A 23,684-nucleotide genomic window follows, 5' to 3' on the forward strand; every position below is an offset into this window, starting at 1 on the left:
TCTCTTACCAGCGCAATGGCATCAAGCTTAAACTCTTTTGAATAGGTTTTACGTTTAGTCATTTCAATCTCCAGTTAAATCAATTATGTCTTAACTGGGTTAGTCGTATCAATTAAACCACGTCAGTCCTCGCTTTAATTGCAAGTTCAAGAACGGTAAGCTTGAGTTGTTAGGCTGATGAATAACTTATTTACATGTAAATGAGTGAACTTTTTGTAGCGTCGTTGATCTTAATTTATGTGAGCTGAAATGCTAGGGCATTTACTCAACGGGATAGAGGTGCTTCAGATATGGTTATTTAAGGCCATACGATCTTTCAAGCTCAATTTTACCGTTAACTGTGGTGACTATTGATACCAGACAGAGCTATGGTATGCCGTTATTCGTTATTCGTTATTCGTTATTCAGTAAGCATTAAGCAGTAAACAGTAAACAGTAAGCGATAACGCAGTAGAAAGAAGCCACAAACGCTGCCCGAAGAGTTCAGTTTAATCTTTATAGAATATGTTTGTTACAGTGCATAAGCGTAGTTAGAGACTTAATGTCTAACACTGCGCTGTCTTTTAATATAAAAAACTAAGCCGTTTATCTTGAAAATATTTAGCCAAGAAAGATCAATACATCTTAGATGCTATTTGATAATTAGTGACTACAATTGAGACATGTTTAATAAGTAGTTGCTTAATTATTTGGTTGTTCTCTATTTTAATACCTGTTACTTCTATTTTATAGAACGATTTCGGCTATTTTTACTGATTTTCTTTCCTAAAATTAACGTTAAAATGTTGTGACTTTTTTAGAGGAAAGTAAGACATGTTAAAAAACACTTCAGCTGGCTATGGCTTAGTAACCATTTTTTTCCATTGGTTGTCCGCCATCGCAGTTATTGGTCTATTTAGTGCTGGTTATTGGATGGTAGATCTTACCTACTACAGTAGTTGGTACCAAACTGCGCCGCATCTGCATAAAAGTGTCGGTTTGCTTTTACTTGGGTTAACGCTATTAAGGTTAGTTTGGCGAGGGATATCACACACTCCGAGCCCATTATCGAATCATCAGCCTTGGGAAAAACGCTTGGCAAAGTGGGCACATACTGTTCTTTATACGCTAATGTTACTCATTATGAGTTCAGGAATTATGATTTCGACAGCCGATGGTCGAGATATTTGGATTTTTGACTGGTTTGCCGTGCCATTTCCTAATGCTTTTATTGATGATCAAGCTGATATAGCGGGGTTAATACATCAATACCTTGCCTATAGCTTAATTGGCTTGGTTGTGTTGCATGCAGCTGGTGCGATTAAGCATCATTTTATTGATAAAGATAACACCCTTAAAAGAATGCTGATGCCAAATCGTATTAGCAAATAATCGAATTGTTTAACCGTTGAATTGTTTAACCGTTATGTTTGATGAATATCTCAATACCTCTTTATATATCTACTTGTTATTAACTTAAAGGAATAAAAAACCATGAAAAAACACCTTATAGCAGCACTTATCAGTGCAACGTTTATGTTACCTGTTGCTGTTAATGCTGCCGACTATGTTATCGACACTCAAGGTGCGCATGCATCAATTCAATTTAGTGTAAGCCATTTGGGTTATAGCTTTGTGGTTGGGCGCTTTAATGAGTTTTCTGGCGACTTCAGTTTCGATGCTGACAAAGTCGCAGATGGCAAAGTGAATGTTAAAATTAATACTAACAGTGTTGATTCTAATCATGCCGAGCGTGACAAGCATTTACGCAGCGAAGACTTTTTAAATACCAGTAAATTCCCTGAAGCCTCTTTTTCATCAACCTCGATTGTTGATAAAGGCAATAACCAGTTTGTGATTAATGGTGACTTTACCTTAAATGGTGTGACAAAGCCGTTAACCATTGATGCCGTTGCTATTGGTGAAGGTAAAGATCCATGGGGTGGATATCGTGCTGGTTTTAGCGGCACAACCACTTTTGCGATGAAAGATTTTGGTGTCAAAATGGATTTAGGTCCAGCTTCTGCTAACGTTGAATTAGCATTGGTAGTGGAAGGCGTTAAACAATAATCTGTCAGATTTAGTCATTGATAACCAAAAAAAAGCCGCTAAGTTAAGCGGCTTTGTTGTTTAATATAGTTATCTATTATATTACTAGGTTATTCATCTTCAGCAGGTGGAACATAGCCTTCAATTTCAACGTCTTTACCTTCAAATAAAAAGTGAGTCATTTGCTCTTCAAGAAATTTGCGGTCATCAACATTCATCATATTGAGCTTTTTCTCATTAATGAGCATGGTTTGTTTCTTTTGCCATAAGCCCCAAGCTTCTTTACTGATATTGTCAAAAATCCGCTTACCTAATTCGCCTGGGTAAAGCTGAAAATCTAAGCCGTCTGCTGATTTGTTTAGGTGTTGACAGTGAACTGTGCGAGCCATGATGATTCCTTACTAACTTTAATTACACTAAAAACTAATATGTCGCGAAAAGTACGGCTAAATTAGCCAAAATACGTTCTGTGGCGGCTGCCAACCCGACTTTCGCAGGTTGCTCTATGTTATACCAGAGAGCCGAGGTTTGTTCCATGATGCCTGTTGCTTGATCGACAGATAGTTCAACTAATACTGGTTGAATATCAAGGTGGAAATGACTGAATGTATGCCTAAACCCAGCAAGCCCTTGTTCTGACGCTGTCAAATTATGCAGCGTTAAATAATCTTCTAATTCTGCTTGCTGTTCAAATTGCGGAAAACACCATAACCCCCCCCAAATACCTGCAGGTGGGCGTTGGATAAGCTGAACTTTTACAGAATCTCCGCTGTTGTCGACTAATACCAGCATAAAAGCTGATTTTTCTGGCGTCACTTTTTTAGGTTTTTTACCGGGATATAGACTTTGATGACCCGTCTGTTGAGCCACACAATCAATTGCTACAGGGCAGGCTGCGCAATTAGGTTTACTGCGAGTGCAAACACTTGAACCAATATCCATCATTGCCTGGTTAAACTTTTCAACGTTTTTGGTAGGTGTGAACGTATCGGTTAATTGCCACAATTGTTGTTCAACGTTTTTTTGTCCTGGCCAACCTTCAATAGCACCATGTCGGGCTAATACGCGCTTTACATTACCGTCTAAAATAGGGTGGTGTTGACCGAGCGACAAGGATAATACTGCGCCAGCAGTTGATTTACCGATTCCAGATAACGCGAGCACATCATCAAACTGAGTAGGAAACTCGCCATTAAAAGCATCACGAATATGTTGGGCTGCTTTATGTAAATTGCGTGCTCTGGCGTAATAACCTAGGCCAGTCCACAAATGCAGCACCTCATCTTGATGAGCATTAGCAAGATCTACCACGCTGGGGAAACGCGCCATAAATTTTTCATAATAGGGAATAACCGTCGCGACTTGGGTTTGCTGGAGCATGATCTCCGACACCCAAACACGGTAAGGCGTTTTATTGATCTGCCAAGGCAGTGATTTACGACCATGTAGGTCATACCAAGCGATGATACGCTCAGAAAATGGAGTCAGATTTTTCATGGGCGCAGTGTAGCCATAGCCATTTTATTACACAAGTGGCACTGCTATTTTAAATCACACGTTTGCACTAAATTAGCGTAAACATGTGCAATGAGTTTAGGTATAATGCCCAACTGATTTTAAAATTGATCTATCACAGATAGCAAATGCGTAATGTGTTGATAAAGAGTGGCAGCCTAACGGTTAGACATTTAGTAACACAGCACAACAAAGTACGCAGACAATGAGGCAAAGATGAGCGACGTTACCACAGCTGAATTTAACGAAGACGGTAAGTATATTCGTAAAATCAGAAGTTTTGTTTTACGCGAAGGCCGTTTAACCAAAGGCCAATCTCAAGCAATTGAAGCACATTGGCCAGCAATGGGACTTGATTATACTCCACAAGCATTGGAGTTAACTCAAGTGTTTGGTCGCGATGCAGATACCGTGTTAGAAATCGGTTTTGGTATGGGGGCATCATTAGTCCAAATGGCAAAAGCTGCCCCAGAGCAAAACTTTATTGGCATAGAAGTTCATAAACCTGGTATTGGTACGTGTCTTTCTGATGCCGGTGCAGCTGAAGTGACTAACTTACGTGTATATCATCATGATGCAATGGAAGTGCTAGAGCACAGCATTGTTGATGGTTCACTTGAGCGCGTACAATTGTTTTTCCCTGACCCATGGCATAAAAAACGTCATCATAAGCGCCGGATTGTACAAGCTGAATTTGTACAACTTATCCGCCGTAAGCTTAAAATTGGTGGTGTATTTCATATGGCAACCGATTGGGAAAATTACAGCGAGCATATGTTAGAAATAATGAATGCAGCAGAAGGTTATAAAAATCAATCAACAACTGGTACAGTTGTCGAACGTCCAGAGCATCGTCCGCTTACCAAGTTTGAAGCAAGAGGCCACAGACTCGGTCACGGCGTATGGGATATCATGTTTGAGCGTACTGCTTAATCACAACTACACTTTCAGCAATCGGAGAATACACCATGGCGCAAAATCGTAGTCGTCGTTTACGTAAAAAATTACGAGTTGATGAGTTTCAAGAATTAGGCTTTGAAATCAACTGGACTTTTGATGAGTCTGTATCTGAAGAAGATATTGATAACTTAGTTGATCAATTTCTTGTTGAGGTCATTGAACCTCGTCAATTAGGTTTCCACGGTGGTGGACACAAGCAATGGGAAGGTATTATTGCTACCCAAGCTATCGGTAAATGTACTGATGAAGATACCGCAGCAGTGAATGCGTTCTGGAAAGACAAGCCAGTTTCTAACCTCGAAGTGAGTGATTTGTACGATATCTGGTGGGGTTAAGCTAAATTGCCTGAGCAATTATTACTTCAACAAGCCGTCGATAAAGTAAGATCGCTATTGGGTAAAGGCAAGGTTGCAGGATATATTCCTGCGCTTGCCTGCGTTGACCCTAACAAAATAGGGATTGCCGTTACTACCCTTGATGGCCAAACAATTGGTGCCGGTGATTACCTTGAGCCTTTTTCAATTCAAAGTATTTCTAAAGTCTTTAGCCTTACTCAGGCACTTAATTTATATACCGAAGATGAAATTTGGAGTCGTGTGGGTAAAGAACCCTCAGGGCATTCATTTAACTCGCTGGTACAGGTCGAATTAGAACGCGGTAAACCTCGCAACCCTTTTATTAATGCCGGTGCGCTAGTTATTGCTGACTTGTTGCAAGCCCGTTTAGGGGCGCCTAAGCATCGTATGCTTGAGGTTGTGCGTCAATTGAGCCAGAACCCGACGTTAGCCTACGATAAAGTTGTGGCGGATTCTGAGTTCCAGTTTAGTGCACGTAATGCATCTATTGCCTATTTAATGAAGTCATTTGGTAATTTTGAAGGCGACGTCAATACCGTACTTAAAAGCTATTTTCATTATTGTGCATTAAGAATGAATTGCGCTGATTTGTCCCGCGCGATGTTCTATTTGGCCAATCGCGGTAAGACACTCGATGGTGACAGCTTAGTTTCGCCGGTGCAAACTCGGCAACTCAATGCATTACTGGCGACATCTGGATTATACGATGGCGCAGGAGAGTTTGCTTATCGAGTAGGTATGCCGGGTAAAAGTGGCGTGGGGGGCGGCATTATTGCGGTTATTCCTGGTGATATGTCTATTTGTGTGTGGTCACCTGAGCTAGACAATAATGGTAACTCGCTTGCGGGCACAGCCATGTTAGAACATTTAAGCCAACAGTTAGGCCGTTCAATTTTTTAGTTTATACAAGGGCTAATCTTTCGCGGTTAACGTTGTTCGACCTTAACGTACTCACTCTTTGTATATCAAATCTGAATCTATAATATTGACTCAAAACGTTTAAAAGTCATTTTACTACCCACTTGGGCAGTTTTAGTGGCTTCTTTTCGCATAGGTTATTGCTTACTTATCTAGAACAACCACACGTCGTATACGCTTACTTGTCTAGCAAAATACAAACTGCAGTAAAATTCATCCTGAAGCTCAGCTGGCCCTAGATAGATTAATTATTATTGAGATTGGTAAAATAGACTATTTATTGGTTTATTTTACGAATACACTTCCGCTATTGTATATTCATTAGCTTATATATTGTCTTATTTTATCATTAATCTATTAAAAGTCATGTAGTTATAACTATTGGCATAGCTTGTGCTTTATAAAGCTCATATACGAGCTAATTATTGATATATGTATAGCAAAAGGATTTTTATCATGACCAAACAGAAGTTGATTTGTAGTGTAGCGTTAACCAGCATGTTATTCACAGTAGGGGCGCTAACTCCCGCCATGGCAAAAATGTCCATTAATGATGAAAAGTGCAATGTGACATTAAACTATGACGTTACTGTTGAACCAAAAAAATTGCAGATTAGTGATAATGGATCCGAGAAATATCGCGTTGAACTCGATCAACTATATGTAGACGGTAAAAAAGTCACCTTAACCGCTAAACAACAAACGCTACTCACTCAATATTCTGATGAGCTATCTCGTCAAGTACCTGAGGTAATTGATTTGGTTGGTGATGTTGTCGTAATGGCATCTCAAGCAGTCAATATGGCATTAACCCCAATATTTGGCGACGCCACTGGTAGCCAAATTGATAAGCTAATGACAGGGATTCAAACACGCATTGACACCATGGCGTATCAGCAAGGCGATAAGTTTTATTTAGGTTCAACAGACTCTTCAATTGAACATGCATTTAATGAAGAGTTTGAACAAGAGATAGAACAAATGGTCACCAACTCAATGGGATCATTAATGATGACATTAGGTAGCCAGATCATGTCTTCTGAAGGCGGTTCATTTGAAGAAAAAATGAATACCTTTTCACAAAAAATGGACAATGTCGGTAAAGACATCGAGCAACAACTTGAGTCGCAATCACAAGGCCTTGAACAACGAGCCGATAAAATTTGTGATAATTTTGAAGGATTATTAGTGTTAGAAAGCCAAGTGCGTAAATCCATACCAGAACTTGCACCTTATACATTGGCCAAGCTAGGCGAGCTAAAAGAGTAAATTTATTTTGTTCAACCTGTCTTCCCGGACACCTGACCTTCCCCTGTGCTCTTTTTGAAGACACAGGGGCTTTTTTTTGGGGCCAATTCTAGCTGCTTTACCGCTATAGCTCGTGTTGCTTTGTTCTGATAAAAAAATTGTCAATTATAAATATAGAGCCATAGAGGCTTTTTTTGTTATACTCTTGAGAATTATTACAAAATTACACTCTACTTTAGATGTGGTTATATTTCAGAATCTTCATTTGTTAGTGTTGATTAAAGATATTAGTTTGTTTTGATGCTCATTTGGCAGCAACAATCATAATATCTGAGTGTCGATATTGATGCTAAGCAAGGTTTAGTTACCAGCAATGGCTAACAGATATCTGAAATTTTTATTAATGTCGTAACCAGCTTAAGGCGACTTTCATGTTAGAACTGTTAGAACCTATCGCAATTTTTACTCATGTTGCACGTGCAGGAAGTTTTAGTGCTGCAGCCAGACGTCTTGGCATTTCTAAATCTAAAGTAAGTACTCAAGTTGCAGATCTTGAACATAAACTTGGTGTGCAACTTATTCAGCGAACAACCCGCAGTTTAAGCCTTACTGAAGCCGGCAATTTATTGTATCTACAAGGCGAAGAACTTCTTCGTGATGCAGAGCAGGCCGTTTCAAGTGTTCACAACTTAAATGATGCAACTCGTGGTGTACTAAAAGTTGGGATATCACAATCATTTGGCACCATGCACATTATTCCAGCTTTACCAGCATTTATGGCAAGGCATCCAGAGCTTGAACTACAAGTGAGCTTACTTGATCATAAAGTCGATGTTGTCAGTGAAGGCTTAGACCTATTGTTAACCATGTCTGAGCAATTGCCGCTGGGTATGGTGGCAAGACCGTTAATGAAATGTCAGTTCTTGTTAGTCGCATCACCGGGTTATATTGCCCAACATGGTAACATTAGCCGCCCAGAGCAATTGGTTGAACACAATTGTTTGGTGTATCAAGGTGAGTGGCATGAGCACAGCATGTGGCAATTTAAAAAGGGTGAAGATTATTGCGAAATAGGTGTATCAGGCAATTTCCGTGTCGATAATGCGCCAGCATTGAAATCGGCCGCAGTAAGTGGTTTAGGCATTGTCTATTTAGCCAGTTACTTAATGGAAGATGAAATCGCTCAAGGGACATTGATTCCTTTGTTACCTGATTGGCAGTTGACTCACAATCTTCCATTACAAGCAGTGTATCCTCGTCGTAAACATCTAGCTCCAAAAGTCAGTGCGTTCATTGATTTTATTAAAACGCACATCAGCAGCCCACCTTATTGGGATGCTAAGTTCGATCATTTGTATAAACTTCGTAAGTAAAAGTGGAAACATTATTTCAAATTTAGAACAAAGCCGCAACTTACCTTGCGGCTTTGTATTAAGTTGCTGATTTTAAAGTGCTTAAGGTGTTGATTGATTAGTTTATTAGTAAGTTGCTAATCAAGGGTTTAGCAATTTACATTTGTTAACTAGTTGAACTCTGTTCTGATATCAATACAATAGTACTCAGTTGATTCGAAATGATTTGAACCCTACGTTTTTCTGAGAAATGACCCCTTTTCAGTGAGATGTACAAATCGGCAAGGTAGCAAATTTTGAGTCAGTGTTGGCAATGGTTTTCGAACTAAAATAATGCCAACCTTAAAACCATCATCCTAATTTATTTGGTTTACCCCAGACTTTGTTCTGGGGTTATTTTTTTGTGGAAATTGATAAAGCAAAACGGCAACCTCAGGTTGCCGTTTTATGTTTCGAGTGGATTAATGATTTAAAATTACAGCGATTGAACCTGCTTAATCCACTTATTTACTTGCTCTTCAAGTATGTCTAATGGCAATGGTCCATTTTTAAGGATTACAGTATGAAATTCGCGAATATCAAACTTGGCTCCTAGCGCCTTTTTAGCCTGCTCACGTAGTTGTAATATTTTAATCATACCTACTTTATACGCAGTCGCTTGTGATGGCATAACAATATGGCGTTCGACCATTTTTATCGCATCAGACTCCGCGTTTGGAGTATTCTCAACGTAATAGGCAATAGCCTGCTCACGAGTCCACTTTTTAGCGTGTATCCCAGTATCAACCACTAAACGGCATGCGCGCCATAGCTCCATCGATAAACGACCAAAGTCAGAGTATGGGTCGGCATATAAGCCCATTTCCTTCGGGAAATATTCTGAGTAAAGTCCCCAACCTTCAATATAAGCAGTGTAACCGCCAAATTTACGGAATTTTGGAATGCCTTGCAGTTCTTGTGCAATAGCAATTTGCATGTGATGTCCTGGGATCCCTTCATGGTAAGCAAGCGCTTCCATCTGATACTTTGGCATCGCTTCCATTTTGTATAAATTAGCGTAATAGCTTCCAGGGCGAGAACCATCTGGTGCTGGTTGGTCGTAAAATGCTTTACCTGCGGACTTTTCTCTAAACGCTTCTACCTTTCGTACCACTAATTCGGCTTTAGGCTTAATCGTGAACACTTCGTCTAAACGAGACTCCATAGTATCGATCAGCGATTTTGCTTGGGCGAGATATGCCGTTTTGCCTTCATCAGTTTCTGGGTAATAAAATTGCTTATCATCGCGCATGAACACAAAAAACTCTTGTAAGCTGCCGGCAAAGTGTACCTTTTTCATAATGACCCGCATTTCATCATGAATACGCTTAACTTCAGATAAGCCAAGATCATGGATAGTGTCTGCGGTCATATCGGTTGTAGTGGTGCGGGCGAGGGCGTTATTGTAAAACGCTTCTCCGTCAGGCAGTTTCCAGGCTCCATCTTGAGTATCGGCTCGAGCTTCAAGTGACTTGGTATAGGTGATTAACTGCTCATAGGCAGGTTTTACCTTAGTAAGCAGAGCCTGTTTTACTTCGACTAATAAGGCTTGTTTGTTGCCATCGGTTATATCGAGTTTATTTATCTTACGGTTCGCGTCAGCCCATAACGCGCTGTCTTTTCCTGTATCTGTAAATGGGGCGCCAGTGATAATGTTTTTACTATCGGAAATTACATATGGGAAAACAAATTTTGGCGCGATAATATGCTTTTTAGCGCGAATTTCTAATGAGGTCTCTAATTGTGCAAGTAGTGTTGGTATGCCGTTCAAACGACTAATATAAGCTTTAGCATCACTTTCATCGGTTATTTGATGTTGGTTAATCAATAATGAAGCCACCACAGAATGGACGCCATACATTTGGTTAATCGGATAGGTGTGATAACGCCATTTATCGTCGCTAATACTGTGCTCTAAGCTGGCCTTCAACAGTTCATAACTGAGCGCAGCTTGTTCATTTAGTTTATTGGCATCAAGGCGAGTTAATCTTATTAGTTGCTGTTTACTGCGGGCTAAATCAGCATCTGCAGCAGCATCAGACAAGTCATTCCACTTGCCGTAATCTTGTTTGATACCCAGGTAAGTTTGGTTAACCGGATTTGCCATCACATTTTCCATAAAAATGGCTTCAAACAATACGTTGGCTTTTTCTGATTCAGTTTGTTGGCTTGATGTCGCTGTACTTTCTTGTTGGCTCAATTGCGGCATGTTGTGCAAGTTCGCAATGGCTGATGCGCTTAATAAGCTTGATAACGCGACAGCAACGAGAGTTGTTTTAGTTTTAATAGACATTGATATCTTCCCAAAGTACCTAAGTTATAAGCGCATATCCTAATCAAGCTTTGCCTAAATGTGTGAATAGAAATGTTAGAAAGTGTGTATTTAAGGTAAGTAAATTGTGGCGCTAGAAGCAGATTTTTGATTATTGACTCACAGTTAACGGTTTAAAAAGAAAACCGCGAGTCATATTATTTTATTCAATCGACTGGTAAATTAAATAAACTGAGACAGCAAATCATTTACAAACATGTGGCCTTTAGACGTCAATTGCCAATGCGTTGTGGTTTCTGTCAATAATCCCCGTTCAATTGATTTTTGCATTCCTTGTTTTACTACCTCAGCTGATTGGCCTGTACGCTGCTCAAATTCAGTTTTAGGGATTGGAGTCATCAACCTTAGACGGTTCATTAAGTATTCTAATGGGCGGTCTTCTTCAACGACATCTGTGGTTTCAAAGGTATATTTATCCGCAGCGAGGTAGCCTTTAGGGTGCTTTATTTTTACCGTACGTACAATCCGATTTGAGCCGGGCAGGGTGATTTTACCGTGGGCGCCGCAACCGATGCCAAGGTAATCGCCAAATTGCCAATAATTAAGATTATGGCGACATTGGAATCCAGGTTTTGCATAGGCTGATATTTCGTATTGCTCATAACCTAATGCCGCTAAGCGCTGCTGACCTTGCTCGTATATTTGCCACAGGTTTTCATCGTCTGGTAATTGTGGCGGTTTTGAATGAAACAAGGTGTTGGGTTCAATGGTGAGTTGATACCAAGAAAGATGCGGTGGAGCTAAAGCCGTTGCTGTGTCGATATCATGCATGGCCTCGTCAAAGCTTTGGTTTGGTAAACCGTGCATTAAGTCGAGATTAAAACTTAAATAATCTGCTTGCTTGGCTTTTTCTGCCGCCACTTTGGCTTCATCCTCATTATGGATGCGTCCCAACAGATTAAGTTTTTCTTTTGAAAAACTTTGCACCCCAATAGATAAGCGCGTGACACCCGCTGCGCGGTAAGCACTAAAGTCGTCGTGCTCTAATGTGCCAGGATTGGCTTCCATGGTGATTTCAATATTATCTTCAAAAGGGATTAACGCTTGCGCGCCTTCAAGTATGCGTTGAATTTGACTAGCATCAAATAACGATGGCGTGCCACCGCCGATAAAAATGGTATGCACCTTTCGACCTTGAACATACACCAAGTCTTGTTTTAAATCTTCTAATAATGCGTCGACATATTGTTGCTGTGGTAACTCACCATTTTGGCCGTGGGAGTTAAAATCGCAATAAGGGCATTTTTGCACGCACCAAGGAATATGGATATACAAGCTAAGTGGGGGTAATTGCAATATCATTTATTGGTGGCCGCCAGAAGTATTGTTCGATGTACTGTTCGATAAAATGATACCTTGAGCTTTCATGGCACTCACTAATAACTCAAGTGCTTTGCCTCGATGGCTATGGGCATTTTTCTGTTCACGAGTTAGCTCTGCTGCCGAGCACTCAAAACCTAGCGGAATAAATACGGGATCATAACCATGGCCTTGCTCGCCTTGTGGAGCATGGTTGATTGTCCCTTCCCATGAAGCCTGGCAAATAATAGGCGTAGGATCTTTTGCATGACGCATATAAACCAGTACACATTGGAAACGGGCACTTCGAAGTGTTTCGCCTTGCAATGCATCAAGTAGCTTGAGGTAATTGCTGGTTTCGGTTGCATTGGCTCCTGAATAACGGGCAGAGTAAATCCCTGGTTGGCCTTGTAGTGCATCAACTTCAATACCTGAGTCATCTGCAATTGCAGCTTTACCGGTTATTTCAGCGGCATGGCGAGCTTTAATGATGGCGTTTTCTACAAATGTAGTGCCTGTCTCTGCAACCTCTGTCACGTTAAATTGATTCTGTGGTAATACTTCAATATTAAATGCTGTCAGCATTTGATCAAATTCGGCAAGTTTGCCTTTGTTGCCACTGGCAAGAACAATTTGTTGTTTGACTAAGGTATGCATAAGTTTTTTAGATGAGGGTAAATTTGCCGTCATTATACTCTAACTACCCCCTAGGCCGCTACGCGGATAGTGCGCTTCGCTTCTAGGACGTGACTTCGTCACTGCTAAGGATAGCTTCGCTGCTAAGATCCTAGGCCGCTACGCGGATAGTGCGCTTCGCTTCTAGAGCATGACTTCGTCACTGCTAAGGACAGCTTCGCTGCTAAGATCCTAGGCCGCTACGCGGATAGTGCGCTGCGCTTCTAGTACGTGACTTCGTCACTGCTAAGGACAGCTTTGGTGCTAAGATCCTAGGCCGCTACGCGGATAGTGCGCTTCGCTTCTAGGACGTGACTTCGTCACTGCTAAGATTGAGTCGCTGGGCGACTAGGCTGTTGATTTTATAGGATCTAGCCGCGAAGCGTCCTAGCAGCGCAGCGCTCTAGGCTTTTTATCGATGATTTAATCTACATAGAATTTTTGTTTGAATTTCAATGAGGTGTTTAGCTGGTTGCCGTGCTTAATGGCAATGGTAAAATTAACATCTTGATCATCACGATAAGGCACTTCTGCGATGTAATAGATGGATTTCCCTTCGCGAATTTCTTTAAAATCCAGAGTTACGCGGGCATCAATTAAGTTATTGGCGATTCCTGAAATTTCAACTGGGACAGCTGGGTGTCCTTCTAGATTCGTATTGAGCACGGTAATGTTCACCAATCCATTGTAACTACTGCGTTCTATTCCGTAGGTTTTTGCTATTTCTGGGGTAATAAAGGTGCTACTAAGCGCCATGTAATGAATATCAAAATTACCAACTTGTTGTTTTTGTTCTGCTTGAGCGTAGCCGATACTGGTCATCGTTATCAGTGACAACAATAATATTTGTAATAATGGGCGACATAAACGCAATGATTGGAACATAATTTAGTCCTTAGCGGGCATGAGCTATAACGTTATTATAGGAGAAACAGTCACAAAAGGGCGGCTATTTCAGGCGGAATAATCTGCGGTTGGCATATTTTAATTTGCTTATGACGACCTTGTTCACCCTTAAGGATATGAACCTGACTTTTAGCCACTTTACAGGCTTTTGCAAGGTATTTAGACAGATAAGCATTTGCTTTACCGTCAATCGGTGGCGCTGTGATAGCTATTTTTAATTCGTTACCGTGCAAACCGACAATTTGATCGCGGCTGGCTTTGGGTTGTACATACACAAAAAGCAGCAAGTCACCTTGCTGCTCATCGTTAATATAGCTGACTGGATTCATTAGTTAGATTTGTTCGACATCTAAATAATTGACCAAAACGGGATATATTGCGCGCACAACATATTAATGAAATTCATCGCAATAAATACCACTAATACAGATAGATCTAAGCCACCAATAGCGGGTAGCACTTTGCGTACTGGCGCTAAAATAGGTTCTGTTAATTGGGTCATCACCATCACAATTGGGTTATAACCTTGGTTGAACCAACTCAATACTGCGCGGATAAGTAACATCCAAAAAAGTAACACGCCAGCTTGTTTTACGACAGAGATCACTGAGAATAATAACAAGGTAACAATATCTACAGTTGCCCCTGCAATGAAAGTAAGCACTAACATTTTGACCAACACGACAATCAGTGCCAGTACCATTGATGAAGTATCAAAACGTCCTACAGACGGTAATAGTCGACGCATTGGTGCGATAATCGGTTGTGTCGCTTTAACCACAAATTGGCTAAATGGATTATAAAAATCCGCTCTTGCAAGCTGTAGCCAAAAACGAAGAATGACGATCATTAGGTATAAGTCAAACAGAGTGTTGACTAAAAAACTCATTGCATTCATGTATGTTGCCTTACGTTGATGTGATTTAGTGCTTAATCTTGTAATTACATTAGATCGCAGATTAGAGTGTGAATTAGCACTGAAATTAACTGCGTCAATATTTAACTGTACGACTAACTGAGTTAACAATATAACGGATTATCACTCAGATTTGGTGTTTATAAGCTTAGTTTTACGCAACTATTTTACACCAAAGAGGTTAACCGTAAGTTAAATAATCGTTCATCTCATAACGTTAGAATGTTTTAGCCATTTCTTGGGCTCTAGCAACGCAGTTTGTCATGGCTTTATCGACCAATTCGACTAAACCGCCTTGTTGGAATGTTTCTACAGCTCTAGCCGTAGTACCGCCTTTTGACATAACATTTTGACGCAGTTCGGTTACTGATAACTGTTGATTTTGTATCACCATCTGCGCAGCACCCAAGGCAGCTTGCTCAGCAAGGAGTCTTGCTTTGTCTTCAGCCATACCCATGTTGACGCCAGAGGCGATCATAGACTCGATAAACAAGAAAAAATAAGCAGGAGAGCTGCCTGCAAGGGCTATCACTTGATCTAATTCCGCTTCTTTATCAACCCAAACCACTTTACCGCCGCTTTGCATTAAAGTTTCACAAATCCCTTTGTGCTCGGCAGAAATACTGTTATCAGCATAAATACCTGTCATACCATAGCCAATTTGAGTCGGAGTATTAGGCATGGTGCGAATAAGTTTAATAGGTTGCTTAAAGTAGACTTGATAACGAGATGCTGGAATACCTGCAGCGATAGTGATGATTAACTTATTGGCTAAATCCAGTGAACTTAAGTCTTCACAAACCGTTGCCATTAATTGAGGTTTTACGCTTAACACGATGACATCGGCAGTTTGTGCAGCTGCATGATTATCGTGGGAAACTTGAATCGCAAAATCGTGCTGCAACGCATCCAATTTACCCTTGCTTGGATTGGTTGCATGAATAAGGTCACTAGGATAGCCATGCTTAACTAAGCCACTAATAATGCTACGAGTCATATTGCCCGCACCGATAAAACATACTTTTGCTTGAGTCATTAAGTCTGTATCCAATTAAAGAGTGAATTTATGTCCAATTGCAGTGTATGTTACCTAATTCAGCCCTAGGACGCTACGCTTCTAGGTTCTAGGGCGGACTGCGTCCTGCTAGGCCGCTGCGCGAATAGAGCGCTTCGCTTCTAGGAACAGCTTCGCTGCTAAGATTGAGTCGCTTCGCGATTAGGCTGTAGATTTTATAGCATCTAGCCGCGAAGCGACCTAGCAGCGCAGCGTTCTAGGCTGTTGCTATAGATTTTATAGCATCTAGCCGCGAAGCGACCTAGCAGCGCAGCGTTCTAGGCTGTTGCTATAGATTTTATAGCATCTAGCCGCGAAGCGACCTAGCAGCGAAGCGTTCTAGGCTGTTGCTATAGATTTTATAGCATCTAGCCGCGAAGCGACCTAGCCGCGAAGCGACCTAGCAGCGAAGCGTTCTAGGCTGTTGATTTTATCTTTCACCAAAGATCGCACTGCCAATGCGTACCATGGTTGATCCGTTAGCGATGGCGATGTCCATGTCGCCGCTCATACCCATTGATAAAGTGTCGACGCTAGGATATTGCTGCTTAAGTTGGTCAAAAAGTTGCTTTAATTGGCTAAATTCTTGTTGTTGAAGTTTTACGTCATCAGTCGCGGTTGGGATAGCCATTAATCCGCGCAGCTTAAGATTGCTTAAAGAGGCGATAGTAAGTGCTAACGTGGCGACATCCTCAGGATTAACGCCCGACTTAGATTGTTCCTGGCTTATATTGACTTGAATGCACACGTTTAATGGCGGCTTGTTATTTGGACGTTGCTCATGCAAACGTTGAGCAATTTTGGCGCGACTTAAGGTATGCATCCAATCAAAATGTTCGGCAACAATTTTGCTTTTATTCGATTGCAACGGGCCAATAAAATGCCACTCGATATCTGGGTAATCAGCCTGCAAGGCAGTAATTTTAGTTTCGCCTTCTTGGACATAGTTTTCACCAAATAGACGTTGCCCCGCTTGATAAGCGGCAATGATGTCGCTGATCGGTTTGGTTTTGCTCACTGCTAATAGGCTTATTTCGGCCGATGAACGTGAACACTTTTGCGCCGCTTGACTAATTCTACTCTGGGCGATTGATATTCTGTCTGCTATTGTTGTCATAATGTTGGTTAAATGGATGTCTCTACAATGGAAATCACTGAATTACTCGCCTTTAGTGTAAAACACAAAGCATCAGATCTACATCTTTCAGCAGGCGTTTCTCCTATGATCCGCGTTGACGGTGAGGTAAGAAAAATTAATTTACCTGCGTTAGATCATCAAGGCGTTCATAGTCTTGTCTATGACATCATGAATGATAAACAACGTAAAGACTATGAAGAACATCTAGAAATCGATTTTTCATTCGAAGTGCCTAATCTAGCGCGTTTTCGTGTTAACGCCTTTAATCAGTCGCGTGGCGCTGGCGCGGTATTTCGTACCATTCCTTCTGACATTTTGTCTCTTGAGCAATTGGGCGCACCAGAAATATTTAAAAAAATCGCCAGTTTCCCACGTGGCTTAGTATTAGTAACCGGGCCTACTGGTTCGGGTAAATCAACCACATTGGCTGCGATGGTCGATTATGTAAATGAAAACCGACATGACCATATTTTAACCATTGAAGACCCGATAGAATTCGTACACCAAAACAAGCAATGTCTAATCAACCAGCGTGAAGTCCACAAACATACACATAGCTTTAATGCAGCCCTAAGAAGTGCATTACGTGAAGATCCGGATGTTATTCTTGTGGGTGAAATGCGCGACCTCGAAACCATTCGCTTAGCTATGACTGCTGCTGAAACGGGTCACTTAGTATTTGGTACTTTGCATACCACTTCAGCTGCCAAAACTATTGACCGTATAGTCGATGTATTCCCTGAAGGTGAAAAGAGCATGGTTCGTACCATGTTGTCTGAGTCACTTCAGGCGGTTATTTCACAAACATTGATCAAGAAAATTGGTGGTGGGCGAGTGGCGGCTCATGAAATCATGATGGGCACCCCAGCGATTCGAAATCTTATTCGTGAAGATAAAGTCGCACAAATGTATTCAGCTATTCAAACGGGTATGTCTCACGGTATGCAAACCCTTGATCAATGTCTGCAAAACTTAGTTAATCGTGGGTTAATTACCCGTGAAGATGCGATGCAGAAGAGTTCGAATAAACAAGCTAATTTCTAAGGAACTGGGATCATGGATGTTCGTCCGTTTTTAAATATGATGGTGGAAAAAAAGGCGTCTGATTTATTTATCACTGCTGGTTTTCCACCCAGTGCCAAAATCGACGGAGAGCTACGTCAACTATCCGATAATCGATTAACACCAGAGCAATCATTAGTGTTTGTTGAGTCGTTGATGAGTGACGTTCAAAAGAAAGAATTTCACGACACTAGTGAGTGTAACTTTGCATTTGCAGCCAAAGATTTAGGTCGTTTTCGTGTCAGTGCCTTTTGGCAACGCGAATCAGCCGGTTGTGTTATGCGCCGTATCGAAACCCAAATACCTGAAGTTGATGACCTAAAGCTACCCCCTATTTTGAAAGACTTGGTCATGAGTAAGCGTGGTCTTATCATTATGGTGGGTGGTACCGGTACTGGTAAGTCGACTTCGTTGGCTGCGCTAGTGGGATATCGAAATGCTCATGCTCGCGGACATATTCTGACCATTGAAGACCCAGTTGAGTTTGTGCATAACCATCGTAAAAGTATTATTACTCAGCGTGAAGTGGGTATTGATACCGACTCATTTGATGCCGCGCTTAAAAGCTCTTTGCGTCAAGCGCCAGATGTCATTCTGATTGGTGAAATCCGTACTCAAGAAACTATGGAGTTTGCGTTGTCATTTGCCGAAACGGGTCATTTATGCATGGCAACCTTGCATGCAAACAACGCTAACCAAGCACTCGATCGCATTATGCATTTAGTACCGGAAAGTAAGCATAATCAACTGTTGTTTGATTTGTCGTTAAATTTACGTGGCATCGTAGCGCAACAGCTTATTCCGAAATCAGACGGCACTGGGCGCCGCGCCGCCATTGAGGTGTTAATTAATACCCCTCGAGTGGCCAGTTTGATTGCTAAAAATGAGTTGCATTTACTGAAAGAAACCATGGGTAAGTCACGCGAACAAGGCATGCAAACTTTTGACCAGGCATTGCTAGATTTATATGTAGAGGGTGAGATTAGTTACGCCGATGCATTACATCATGCCGACTCGCCAAACGATTTACGTTTAATGATTAAATTGCGAAATAATGAAGCTACTTCTTCAGGATCAATGGAAGGCATTACTCTCGACATGGATTAGTGATGTTTTGAGCCAATAAATGAGTGAATTAGTGATGTTTTGAGCTAATAAATGAGTGGATTATCAATCGAACCATTGGTTATGAGAGGTCGTAAGTAACATCTTACGGCCTTTTTTTGTTATCATGGTCGTTATCATTGTTATAATTACTCCTGTTGTCGTGGACATTTCGATGACAAAAGTACATTAAAACCTTTATTTAGTAACCTTATCCGTATAAACACATTATACGTTACTCATTTTTATCACGCTTTATAACATTGTTCTTTCAAGGATGTTTCATGCAGTTATGGCAAAAAATCACCGTCTTTTCTTCGTTAATCTTACTCCCGCTTTCGGCATCGGCTGTACCTGTCACCGATGAAGTTGATATTGGCGGTGCAGTTCGGGTGAACTACGGTTGGAAAGATTACGACGACAACGCCAAGCTTGAGTTTGAATTGTTCCGTGCTGACGTTAATTACAAGAGCAAAGATGGCTTATTCGCCTCAGCTCAGTATCGTTGGTATGAAAACATGGACGTAGTGCATCATGCCTACATGGGTTATCAATTTGATGACGCCCAATCAGTGCAAGTGGGTGTAACCCAGGTCCCATTTGGTTTATTGCCTTATGCTGCTCATTCATTTTGGTTCGGCGCAACCTATTATCTTGGTTTTGAAGATGATTACGATGCTGGTATCCATTACAAAAATGAACAAGATGGTTGGCGCTATGATTTAGCTTATTTTGTTAATGACGAAATTGGCGACGGTTCTAATTATGATCGTTACTCATTTGATGCGGCCACCACAGCCGATTCACCATATGAAGAGGCAGGACAAATCAATGCTCGAGTTGAACGTGAATTTACTTCTGGTGAAGTCAGTCATAAGTTAGGTGGTTCATTACAATACAGCCAATTAGATTTTATGGCTGATGCAGCTACCGTAGTAGGTGAAGACACCAATGGCCTTGCCGCTGCAGCGCATTGGCAACTTGACTGGAAACAATGGCAATTACAATTACAATATATTCATTATGACTATGATATAGACAACAGTGAACGTATTGCGTTGAGTGCATTTCAATATCCATTTGAAATTGCTGCTGAAGCCGATGTTGCTACCGTTAACATTGCTAAATCGTTTGACGTTGATTGGGGACCAATCACTAATTTAAATTTTTACAACGATTACAGCCAGGTAATGGCATCGGGTCAAGGACTTGATGATTCTATCCAGAATGTGACTGGTGTTGCCATCACTGCAGGTAAATTTTATTCTTATGTAGATTGGATTGCCGGTAAAAATATGTGGTTTGTTGATGGTGCAGGTGTTGGTATCGATAACGGTGATACATCATGGCATTCACGTTTAAATATTAATATTGGTTTTTATTTCTAATCATTTATGATCTGAAAAAAGCAGTACTTCGTACAGTCCTGTGATACCTAATAGGCATCGATAAATTCGTTTATCGGTGCCTATTTCTATCTATTCTTATAAACTTTGAGTAAAGGACAAACTAACAATGATTAAATACCTAACGGCAATTGGCTTATTGGGATTAAGTTTTGGCTCCGTGGCTGCAAATTGTCCTGATTATCTCAATGTTGACGCTCGTAAATTACACTCAACAGAAAACGTCAATTTATGTGAACTCACCCAAGGCAAAGCCGTATTAATCGTTAATACTGCATCCCATTGTGGATTTACCCCTCAGTTTGAAGCACTTGAAGCATTACACAAACAATATGCCGACAAAGGTTTAGTAGTGATTGGCTTTCCATCAGATGATTTTTTCCAAGAAGAAAAAGACGAAGCTAAAACTGCCGATGTTTGTTTCATTAATTATGGTGTTACGTTTACCATGGTGGCAACATCACCTGTTAGAGGCGGTGAGGCTAACTCAGTATTTAAATACTTAGGCGACAAAACTGGCGAACCTAAATGGAATTTCTACAAATACGTAGTTTCCGCTGATGGCCAAACCGTACAACAATTCAGTTCTCGTGTGAAACCTGATAGCGAAGAATTGAAAAAAGCGATTGAATCAGTTTTGTAATCGTTAGCTAAACAGGGCCGTTTAGCTTAGCGACTAAATAAAGCGGATAAATAAAGCGACTAGATAGAGCGACTTAATAGAGCGACTAAATAGAATGACCTAAGCGAGTTAGCTAGGGTAAATAAATATTTGCCGAGTGCGGGTTAATTTGATGATAAAATCGATACCTAGCGCTCTTTTTGTTTTAAATGAATGCGATACAATTTTGATTTAAGCTCATGAGATATCCAAAGTGAGCTGTATTTATAAATCCATATCAATAACGGAGAAGATACTTTGGCTAGATTTTCAGGGTTAGATAAAGACACCGGCCACAAAGCTCGTGGCAAAACTGGTGTATTATTATTGAATCTAGGTACACCAGATGCACCTACTGCATCAGCTGTTCGCATCTATTTAGCTGAGTTTTTGGCGGATCCTCGAGTAGTCGAAATTCCAAAGCTGATATGGATGATTATTCTTCATGGGATTATTTTACGTATTCGTCCTGCTAAATCAGCAGCCTTATACAAACAAGTCTGGACCGACGAGGGCTCTCCTTTACTGGCTATCAGCCAACGTCAACAAGCCAAACTAGCCAAACATCTTCAAGCGCAAGGGTTCGATGCAAGTGTACATTTAGCGATGCGTTATGGTTCGCCATCAACGTCGAGCACCTTACAAGCTATGCATAAACAAGGCGTAGATAACCTAGTTGTTCTGCCTTTATATCCGCAGTATGCTGCGCCAACAACGGGTTCAGCATTTGATGCTTTAGCTAAAGAATTAATGAAATGGCGATATATCCCTGCACTGCATTTTATAAACACCTACCATGACAACCCTGATCTTATTGATGCGCTTGCAGCATCTATCCAAAAAGATTTTGATCAGCACGGTAAACCGCAAAAACTAGTGATGTCTTACCATGGTATGCCTGAGCGTAATTTGCATTTAGGCGATCCCTATTACTGTTTCTGCTTGAAAACGACTCGTTTAGTGGTCGAAAAATTAGGCTTAAGTGAAGACGATTACGTTGCAACATTCCAGTCTCGCTTTGGCAAGGCTAAATGGTTACAACCTTATACCGACGCAACAATCGCCAGCCTACCAGCCAAAGGCATTACCGACATCGCCGTCATCTGCCCAGCATTTAGCGCCGATTGCCTAGAAACCTTAGAAGAAATCAAAGGCGAAAATCGTCACGTATTTGAAGATGCCGGCGGCAAAAACTTCAGATACATTGAATGTTTAAATGACAACGACGACCACATCAATATGATGGCAAATCTGGTAAAACCTTTTCTATAGTTATAGGGCGTGACTCTGTCACTGCTAGGGCGCTTCGCTGCTAAGATCCTAGGCCGCTACGCGGATAGTGCGCTGCGCTTCTAGGGCGTGACTTCGTCACTGCTAGGGACAGCTTCGCTGCTAAGATCCTAGGCCGCTATGCGGCTAGGCTGTTACTCGTTTCGCTCGTCATCGCTTGTTACCGGCTCTTTCTTTGCTGTATATTTTGATTTTATAGCCTCTAGCCGCGTAGCGTCCTAGCAGCGCAGCGCTCTAGGCTGTTGCTTTTGAAGCGTCCCAGTCCCTACGCTTTTAGCTTTATATCCTCGCCTCTGCTTTTATGATTTGTTAAACTCAAATAATGTTTTACTGCTAAAGAAATAATATGAGAATAGATCCCAATATCGCATTAGTTTATAGCACTGATAAAGGTCGTATTGATCAGCCAAAGCCACAAGCTGAAGTACCCACTGGCGACGGTATAGTGCGGATCCATAAAGACAGTAAAGGGCGTAAAGGTAAGGGCGTAAGTGTGATCAAAGGGCTCGAATTAGATGAAAAAGCCTTAAAAGACCTTGCGCAAAAATTGAAGAAACAATGTGGCTGCGGTGGTACAGTGAAAGACTTCTGCATTGAAGTACAAACTGACAATCGCGAACAAATAAAATCCATATTAGAAAAGTTAAATTTCACTGTGAAATTAGCGGGTGGATAATACAAAACGCTAAAACACTATTGGGGATAGCATATGGATAATTTCAAAGACCACTTTTTAATTGCAATGCCATCATTAGATGACACATTTTTCGAGCGCTCGGTGATATACATTTGTGAGCATGATAAAAAAGGTGCCATGGGCTTAATGGTTAACCGTCCAATCGGTGTTGAGGTTGAAGATCTGCTTGAACAAATGGAACTCTATCTATCGCCAGAGTTTTTATTCTCCTTAGACAGTCAAGTGCTCATTGGCGGCCCTGTCGCCCCCGAACGTGGTTTTGTGTTACACACGCCTCAAAAGCACTGGGTTAACAGCACTGAAATTAGCGAAGAGACTATGTTAACCTCCTCGCGAGATATATTAGCCTCGATTGGTTCTGATAAATCACCCGAAAATTTTATTGTTGCGCTAGGTTATGCTGGTTGGAGTAAAGACCAGCTTGAACAAGAAATTGCCGACAACACCTGGTTGACGATTAAAGCGACACCAGAGTTATTATTTAACGTTGAGCCTGAACAAATGTGGCTAATGGCTACCCAACAGCTCGGGTTTGATATTTGGCAAATGTCGAGCCAAGTCGGACATGCTTAAAAATAGGTCGCTGCGCTTCTAGGGCGGACTGCGTCCTGCTAGGGTCGCTGCGCTTCTAGGACGGACTGCGTCCTGCTAGGGTCGCTGCGCTTCTAGGACGGACTGCGTCCTGCTAGGGTCGCTGCGCTTCTAGGACGGACTGCGTCCTGCTAGGG

Annotated in this window: 24 protein-coding genes; 14 read left to right on the forward strand and 10 right to left on the reverse strand. The window is 41.3% G+C overall.

From position 1 onward, the window contains the following. Positions 1–813 precede the first annotated feature (813 nt). Positions 814–1,371, forward strand: coding sequence for a cytochrome b (locus H5125_RS19660; RefSeq protein WP_182745080.1), 558 nt, complete (start codon positions 814–816; stop codon positions 1,369–1,371). A 102-nt stretch (positions 1,372–1,473) separates the two neighbouring features. Then, a complete protein-coding gene (locus tag H5125_RS19665; RefSeq protein ID WP_101086394.1) occupies positions 1,474–2,049 on the forward strand; it encodes a YceI family protein in 576 nt (191 codons plus the stop codon). Between the two features lie 89 nt (positions 2,050–2,138). On the opposite strand, the gene H5125_RS19670 is transcribed toward H5125_RS19665, so the two are convergent. Together H5125_RS19670 and mutY are read right to left on the reverse strand one after the other, a co-directional pair. Further along, positions 2,139–2,417: an oxidative damage protection protein gene (locus H5125_RS19670; RefSeq protein ID WP_101086395.1), complete on the reverse strand. Its 279-nt coding sequence runs from the start codon at positions 2,415–2,417 to the stop codon at positions 2,139–2,141. A 34-nt stretch (positions 2,418–2,451) separates the two neighbouring features. Further along, positions 2,452–3,525, reverse strand: coding sequence for an A/G-specific adenine glycosylase (gene mutY, locus H5125_RS19675; protein WP_182745081.1), 1,074 nt, complete (start codon positions 3,523–3,525; stop codon positions 2,452–2,454). 234 nt (positions 3,526–3,759) lie between these two features. On the opposite strand from mutY, the gene trmB reads away from it, so the two are divergent. The 5 genes from trmB (at position 3,760) to H5125_RS19700 (ending at position 8,398) form a co-directional block, all read left to right on the forward strand. Beyond that, entirely contained in the window at positions 3,760–4,476 is a 717-nt protein-coding gene (gene trmB / locus H5125_RS19680) for a tRNA (guanosine(46)-N7)-methyltransferase TrmB (protein WP_101086397.1), read from the forward strand. Between the two features lie 35 nt (positions 4,477–4,511). Further along, complete coding sequence (locus tag H5125_RS19685; RefSeq protein WP_101086398.1) at positions 4,512–4,838, forward strand: YggL family protein; 327 nt, start codon at positions 4,512–4,514, stop codon at positions 4,836–4,838. Between the two features lie 6 nt (positions 4,839–4,844). Beyond that, positions 4,845–5,759 carry a glutaminase B gene (gene glsB / locus H5125_RS19690; RefSeq protein ID WP_101086399.1) on the forward strand — a complete coding sequence of 305 codons (915 nt, stop codon included), beginning with the start codon at positions 4,845–4,847 and terminating at the stop codon, positions 5,757–5,759. 474 nt (positions 5,760–6,233) lie between these two features. Further along, a complete protein-coding gene (locus H5125_RS19695; RefSeq protein ID WP_101086400.1) occupies positions 6,234–7,046 on the forward strand; it encodes a YggN family protein in 813 nt (270 codons plus the stop codon). A 410-nt stretch (positions 7,047–7,456) separates the two neighbouring features. Beyond that, positions 7,457–8,398 (forward strand): LysR family transcriptional regulator, encoded by a 942-nt coding sequence (locus H5125_RS19700; protein ID WP_101086401.1) that lies wholly within the window; start codon positions 7,457–7,459, stop codon positions 8,396–8,398. Between the two features lie 454 nt (positions 8,399–8,852). Here the strand turns inward: H5125_RS19700 and H5125_RS19705 are convergent, their stop codons facing one another. The 8 genes from H5125_RS19705 to H5125_RS19740 all read right to left on the reverse strand — a co-directional run bounded on the left by H5125_RS19705 (position 8,853) and on the right by H5125_RS19740 (position 16,715). Then, positions 8,853–10,709 carry a DUF885 family protein gene (locus H5125_RS19705; protein WP_101086402.1) on the reverse strand — a complete coding sequence of 619 codons (1,857 nt, stop codon included), beginning with the start codon at positions 10,707–10,709 and terminating at the stop codon, positions 8,853–8,855. Positions 10,710–10,910: 201 nt separating this feature from the next. Beyond that, on the reverse strand, positions 10,911–12,050 hold the full coding sequence (gene hemW, locus H5125_RS19710) for a radical SAM family heme chaperone HemW (protein ID WP_174839647.1): 1,140 nt from the start codon (positions 12,048–12,050) through the stop codon (positions 10,911–10,913). After that, a complete protein-coding gene (gene rdgB / locus H5125_RS19715) occupies positions 12,051–12,737 on the reverse strand; it encodes an RdgB/HAM1 family non-canonical purine NTP pyrophosphatase (protein WP_182745082.1) in 687 nt (228 codons plus the stop codon). A gap of 408 nt (positions 12,738–13,145) precedes the next feature. Continuing rightward, complete coding sequence (locus tag H5125_RS19720) at positions 13,146–13,544, reverse strand: DUF4426 domain-containing protein (RefSeq protein WP_242445147.1); 399 nt, start codon at positions 13,542–13,544, stop codon at positions 13,146–13,148. Positions 13,545–13,657: 113 nt separating this feature from the next. After that, positions 13,658–13,957, reverse strand: a complete 300-nt coding sequence (gene yggU / locus H5125_RS19725; protein ID WP_101086406.1) for a DUF167 family protein YggU — start codon at positions 13,955–13,957, stop codon at positions 13,658–13,660. 20 nt (positions 13,958–13,977) lie between these two features. Further along, the gene (locus H5125_RS19730) at positions 13,978–14,526 is read right to left on the reverse strand and encodes a YggT family protein (RefSeq protein ID WP_101086407.1); all 549 of its coding nucleotides are present in this window, start codon (positions 14,524–14,526) and stop codon (positions 13,978–13,980) included. A 235-nt stretch (positions 14,527–14,761) separates the two neighbouring features. After that, positions 14,762–15,580 (reverse strand): pyrroline-5-carboxylate reductase, encoded by an 819-nt coding sequence (gene proC, locus H5125_RS19735; RefSeq protein ID WP_101086408.1) that lies wholly within the window; start codon positions 15,578–15,580, stop codon positions 14,762–14,764. A gap of 448 nt (positions 15,581–16,028) precedes the next feature. After that, positions 16,029–16,715: a YggS family pyridoxal phosphate-dependent enzyme gene (locus tag H5125_RS19740; RefSeq protein WP_182745083.1), complete on the reverse strand. Its 687-nt coding sequence runs from the start codon at positions 16,713–16,715 to the stop codon at positions 16,029–16,031. A 27-nt stretch (positions 16,716–16,742) separates the two neighbouring features. On the opposite strand from H5125_RS19740, the gene H5125_RS19745 reads away from it, so the two are divergent. The 7 genes from H5125_RS19745 (at position 16,743) to H5125_RS19775 (ending at position 23,529) form a co-directional block, all read left to right on the forward strand. After that, positions 16,743–17,780, forward strand: coding sequence for a type IV pilus twitching motility protein PilT (locus H5125_RS19745; protein WP_059744125.1), 1,038 nt, complete (start codon positions 16,743–16,745; stop codon positions 17,778–17,780). A 12-nt stretch (positions 17,781–17,792) separates the two neighbouring features. Beyond that, positions 17,793–18,905 (forward strand): PilT/PilU family type 4a pilus ATPase, encoded by a 1,113-nt coding sequence (locus H5125_RS19750; RefSeq protein WP_182745084.1) that lies wholly within the window; start codon positions 17,793–17,795, stop codon positions 18,903–18,905. A 281-nt stretch (positions 18,906–19,186) separates the two neighbouring features. Further along, a complete protein-coding gene (locus H5125_RS19755; protein WP_182745085.1) occupies positions 19,187–20,290 on the forward strand; it encodes a hypothetical protein in 1,104 nt (367 codons plus the stop codon). 127 nt (positions 20,291–20,417) lie between these two features. After that, positions 20,418–20,951: a glutathione peroxidase gene (locus tag H5125_RS19760; RefSeq protein WP_101086412.1), complete on the forward strand. Its 534-nt coding sequence runs from the start codon at positions 20,418–20,420 to the stop codon at positions 20,949–20,951. 276 nt (positions 20,952–21,227) lie between these two features. Further along, the gene (gene hemH / locus H5125_RS19765) at positions 21,228–22,241 is read left to right on the forward strand and encodes a ferrochelatase (RefSeq protein ID WP_101086413.1); all 1,014 of its coding nucleotides are present in this window, start codon (positions 21,228–21,230) and stop codon (positions 22,239–22,241) included. 364 nt (positions 22,242–22,605) lie between these two features. After that, positions 22,606–22,935 (forward strand): stress response translation initiation inhibitor YciH, encoded by a 330-nt coding sequence (yciH, locus tag H5125_RS19770; protein WP_059744130.1) that lies wholly within the window; start codon positions 22,606–22,608, stop codon positions 22,933–22,935. Positions 22,936–22,968: 33 nt separating this feature from the next. After that, positions 22,969–23,529: a YqgE/AlgH family protein gene (locus H5125_RS19775; RefSeq protein WP_101086414.1), complete on the forward strand. Its 561-nt coding sequence runs from the start codon at positions 22,969–22,971 to the stop codon at positions 23,527–23,529. Positions 23,530–23,684 lie beyond the last annotated feature (155 nt).

It is taken from the genome of Shewanella sp. SR44-4, assembly GCF_014163715.1.
Lineage (GTDB): Bacteria > Pseudomonadota > Gammaproteobacteria > Enterobacterales > Shewanellaceae > Shewanella.

Coding starts and splice junctions, on each gene's coding strand:
- H5125_RS19660 (WP_182745080.1), top strand. CDS start 814: ATGTTAAAAAACACTTCAGCTGGCTATGGCTTAGTAACCATTTTTTTC.
- H5125_RS19665 (WP_101086394.1), top strand. CDS start 1,474: ATGAAAAAACACCTTATAGCAGCACTTATCAGTGCAACGTTTATGTTA.
- H5125_RS19670 (WP_101086395.1), bottom strand. CDS start 2,417: ATGGCTCGCACAGTTCACTGTCAACACCTAAACAAATCAGCAGACGGC.
- mutY (WP_182745081.1), bottom strand. CDS start 3,525: ATGAAAAATCTGACTCCATTTTCTGAGCGTATCATCGCTTGGTATGAC.
- trmB (WP_101086397.1), top strand. CDS start 3,760: ATGAGCGACGTTACCACAGCTGAATTTAACGAAGACGGTAAGTATATT.
- H5125_RS19685 (WP_101086398.1), top strand. CDS start 4,512: ATGGCGCAAAATCGTAGTCGTCGTTTACGTAAAAAATTACGAGTTGAT.
- H5125_RS19695 (WP_101086400.1), top strand. CDS start 6,234: ATGACCAAACAGAAGTTGATTTGTAGTGTAGCGTTAACCAGCATGTTA.
- H5125_RS19700 (WP_101086401.1), top strand. CDS start 7,457: ATGTTAGAACTGTTAGAACCTATCGCAATTTTTACTCATGTTGCACGT.
- H5125_RS19705 (WP_101086402.1), bottom strand. CDS start 10,709: ATGTCTATTAAAACTAAAACAACTCTCGTTGCTGTCGCGTTATCAAGC.
- hemW (WP_174839647.1), bottom strand. CDS start 12,050: ATGATATTGCAATTACCCCCACTTAGCTTGTATATCCATATTCCTTGG.
- rdgB (WP_182745082.1), bottom strand. CDS start 12,737: ATGACGGCAAATTTACCCTCATCTAAAAAACTTATGCATACCTTAGTC.
- H5125_RS19720 (WP_242445147.1), bottom strand. CDS start 13,544: ATGACCAGTATCGGCTACGCTCAAGCAGAACAAAAACAACAAGTTGGT.
- yggU (WP_101086406.1), bottom strand. CDS start 13,957: ATGAATCCAGTCAGCTATATTAACGATGAGCAGCAAGGTGACTTGCTG.
- H5125_RS19730 (WP_101086407.1), bottom strand. CDS start 14,526: ATGAATGCAATGAGTTTTTTAGTCAACACTCTGTTTGACTTATACCTA.
- proC (WP_101086408.1), bottom strand. CDS start 15,580: ATGACTCAAGCAAAAGTATGTTTTATCGGTGCGGGCAATATGACTCGT.
- H5125_RS19740 (WP_182745083.1), bottom strand. CDS start 16,715: ATGACAACAATAGCAGACAGAATATCAATCGCCCAGAGTAGAATTAGT.
- H5125_RS19745 (WP_059744125.1), top strand. CDS start 16,743: ATGGAAATCACTGAATTACTCGCCTTTAGTGTAAAACACAAAGCATCA.
- H5125_RS19750 (WP_182745084.1), top strand. CDS start 17,793: ATGGATGTTCGTCCGTTTTTAAATATGATGGTGGAAAAAAAGGCGTCT.
- H5125_RS19755 (WP_182745085.1), top strand. CDS start 19,187: ATGCAGTTATGGCAAAAAATCACCGTCTTTTCTTCGTTAATCTTACTC.
- H5125_RS19760 (WP_101086412.1), top strand. CDS start 20,418: ATGATTAAATACCTAACGGCAATTGGCTTATTGGGATTAAGTTTTGGC.
- yciH (WP_059744130.1), top strand. CDS start 22,606: ATGAGAATAGATCCCAATATCGCATTAGTTTATAGCACTGATAAAGGT.
- H5125_RS19775 (WP_101086414.1), top strand. CDS start 22,969: ATGGATAATTTCAAAGACCACTTTTTAATTGCAATGCCATCATTAGAT.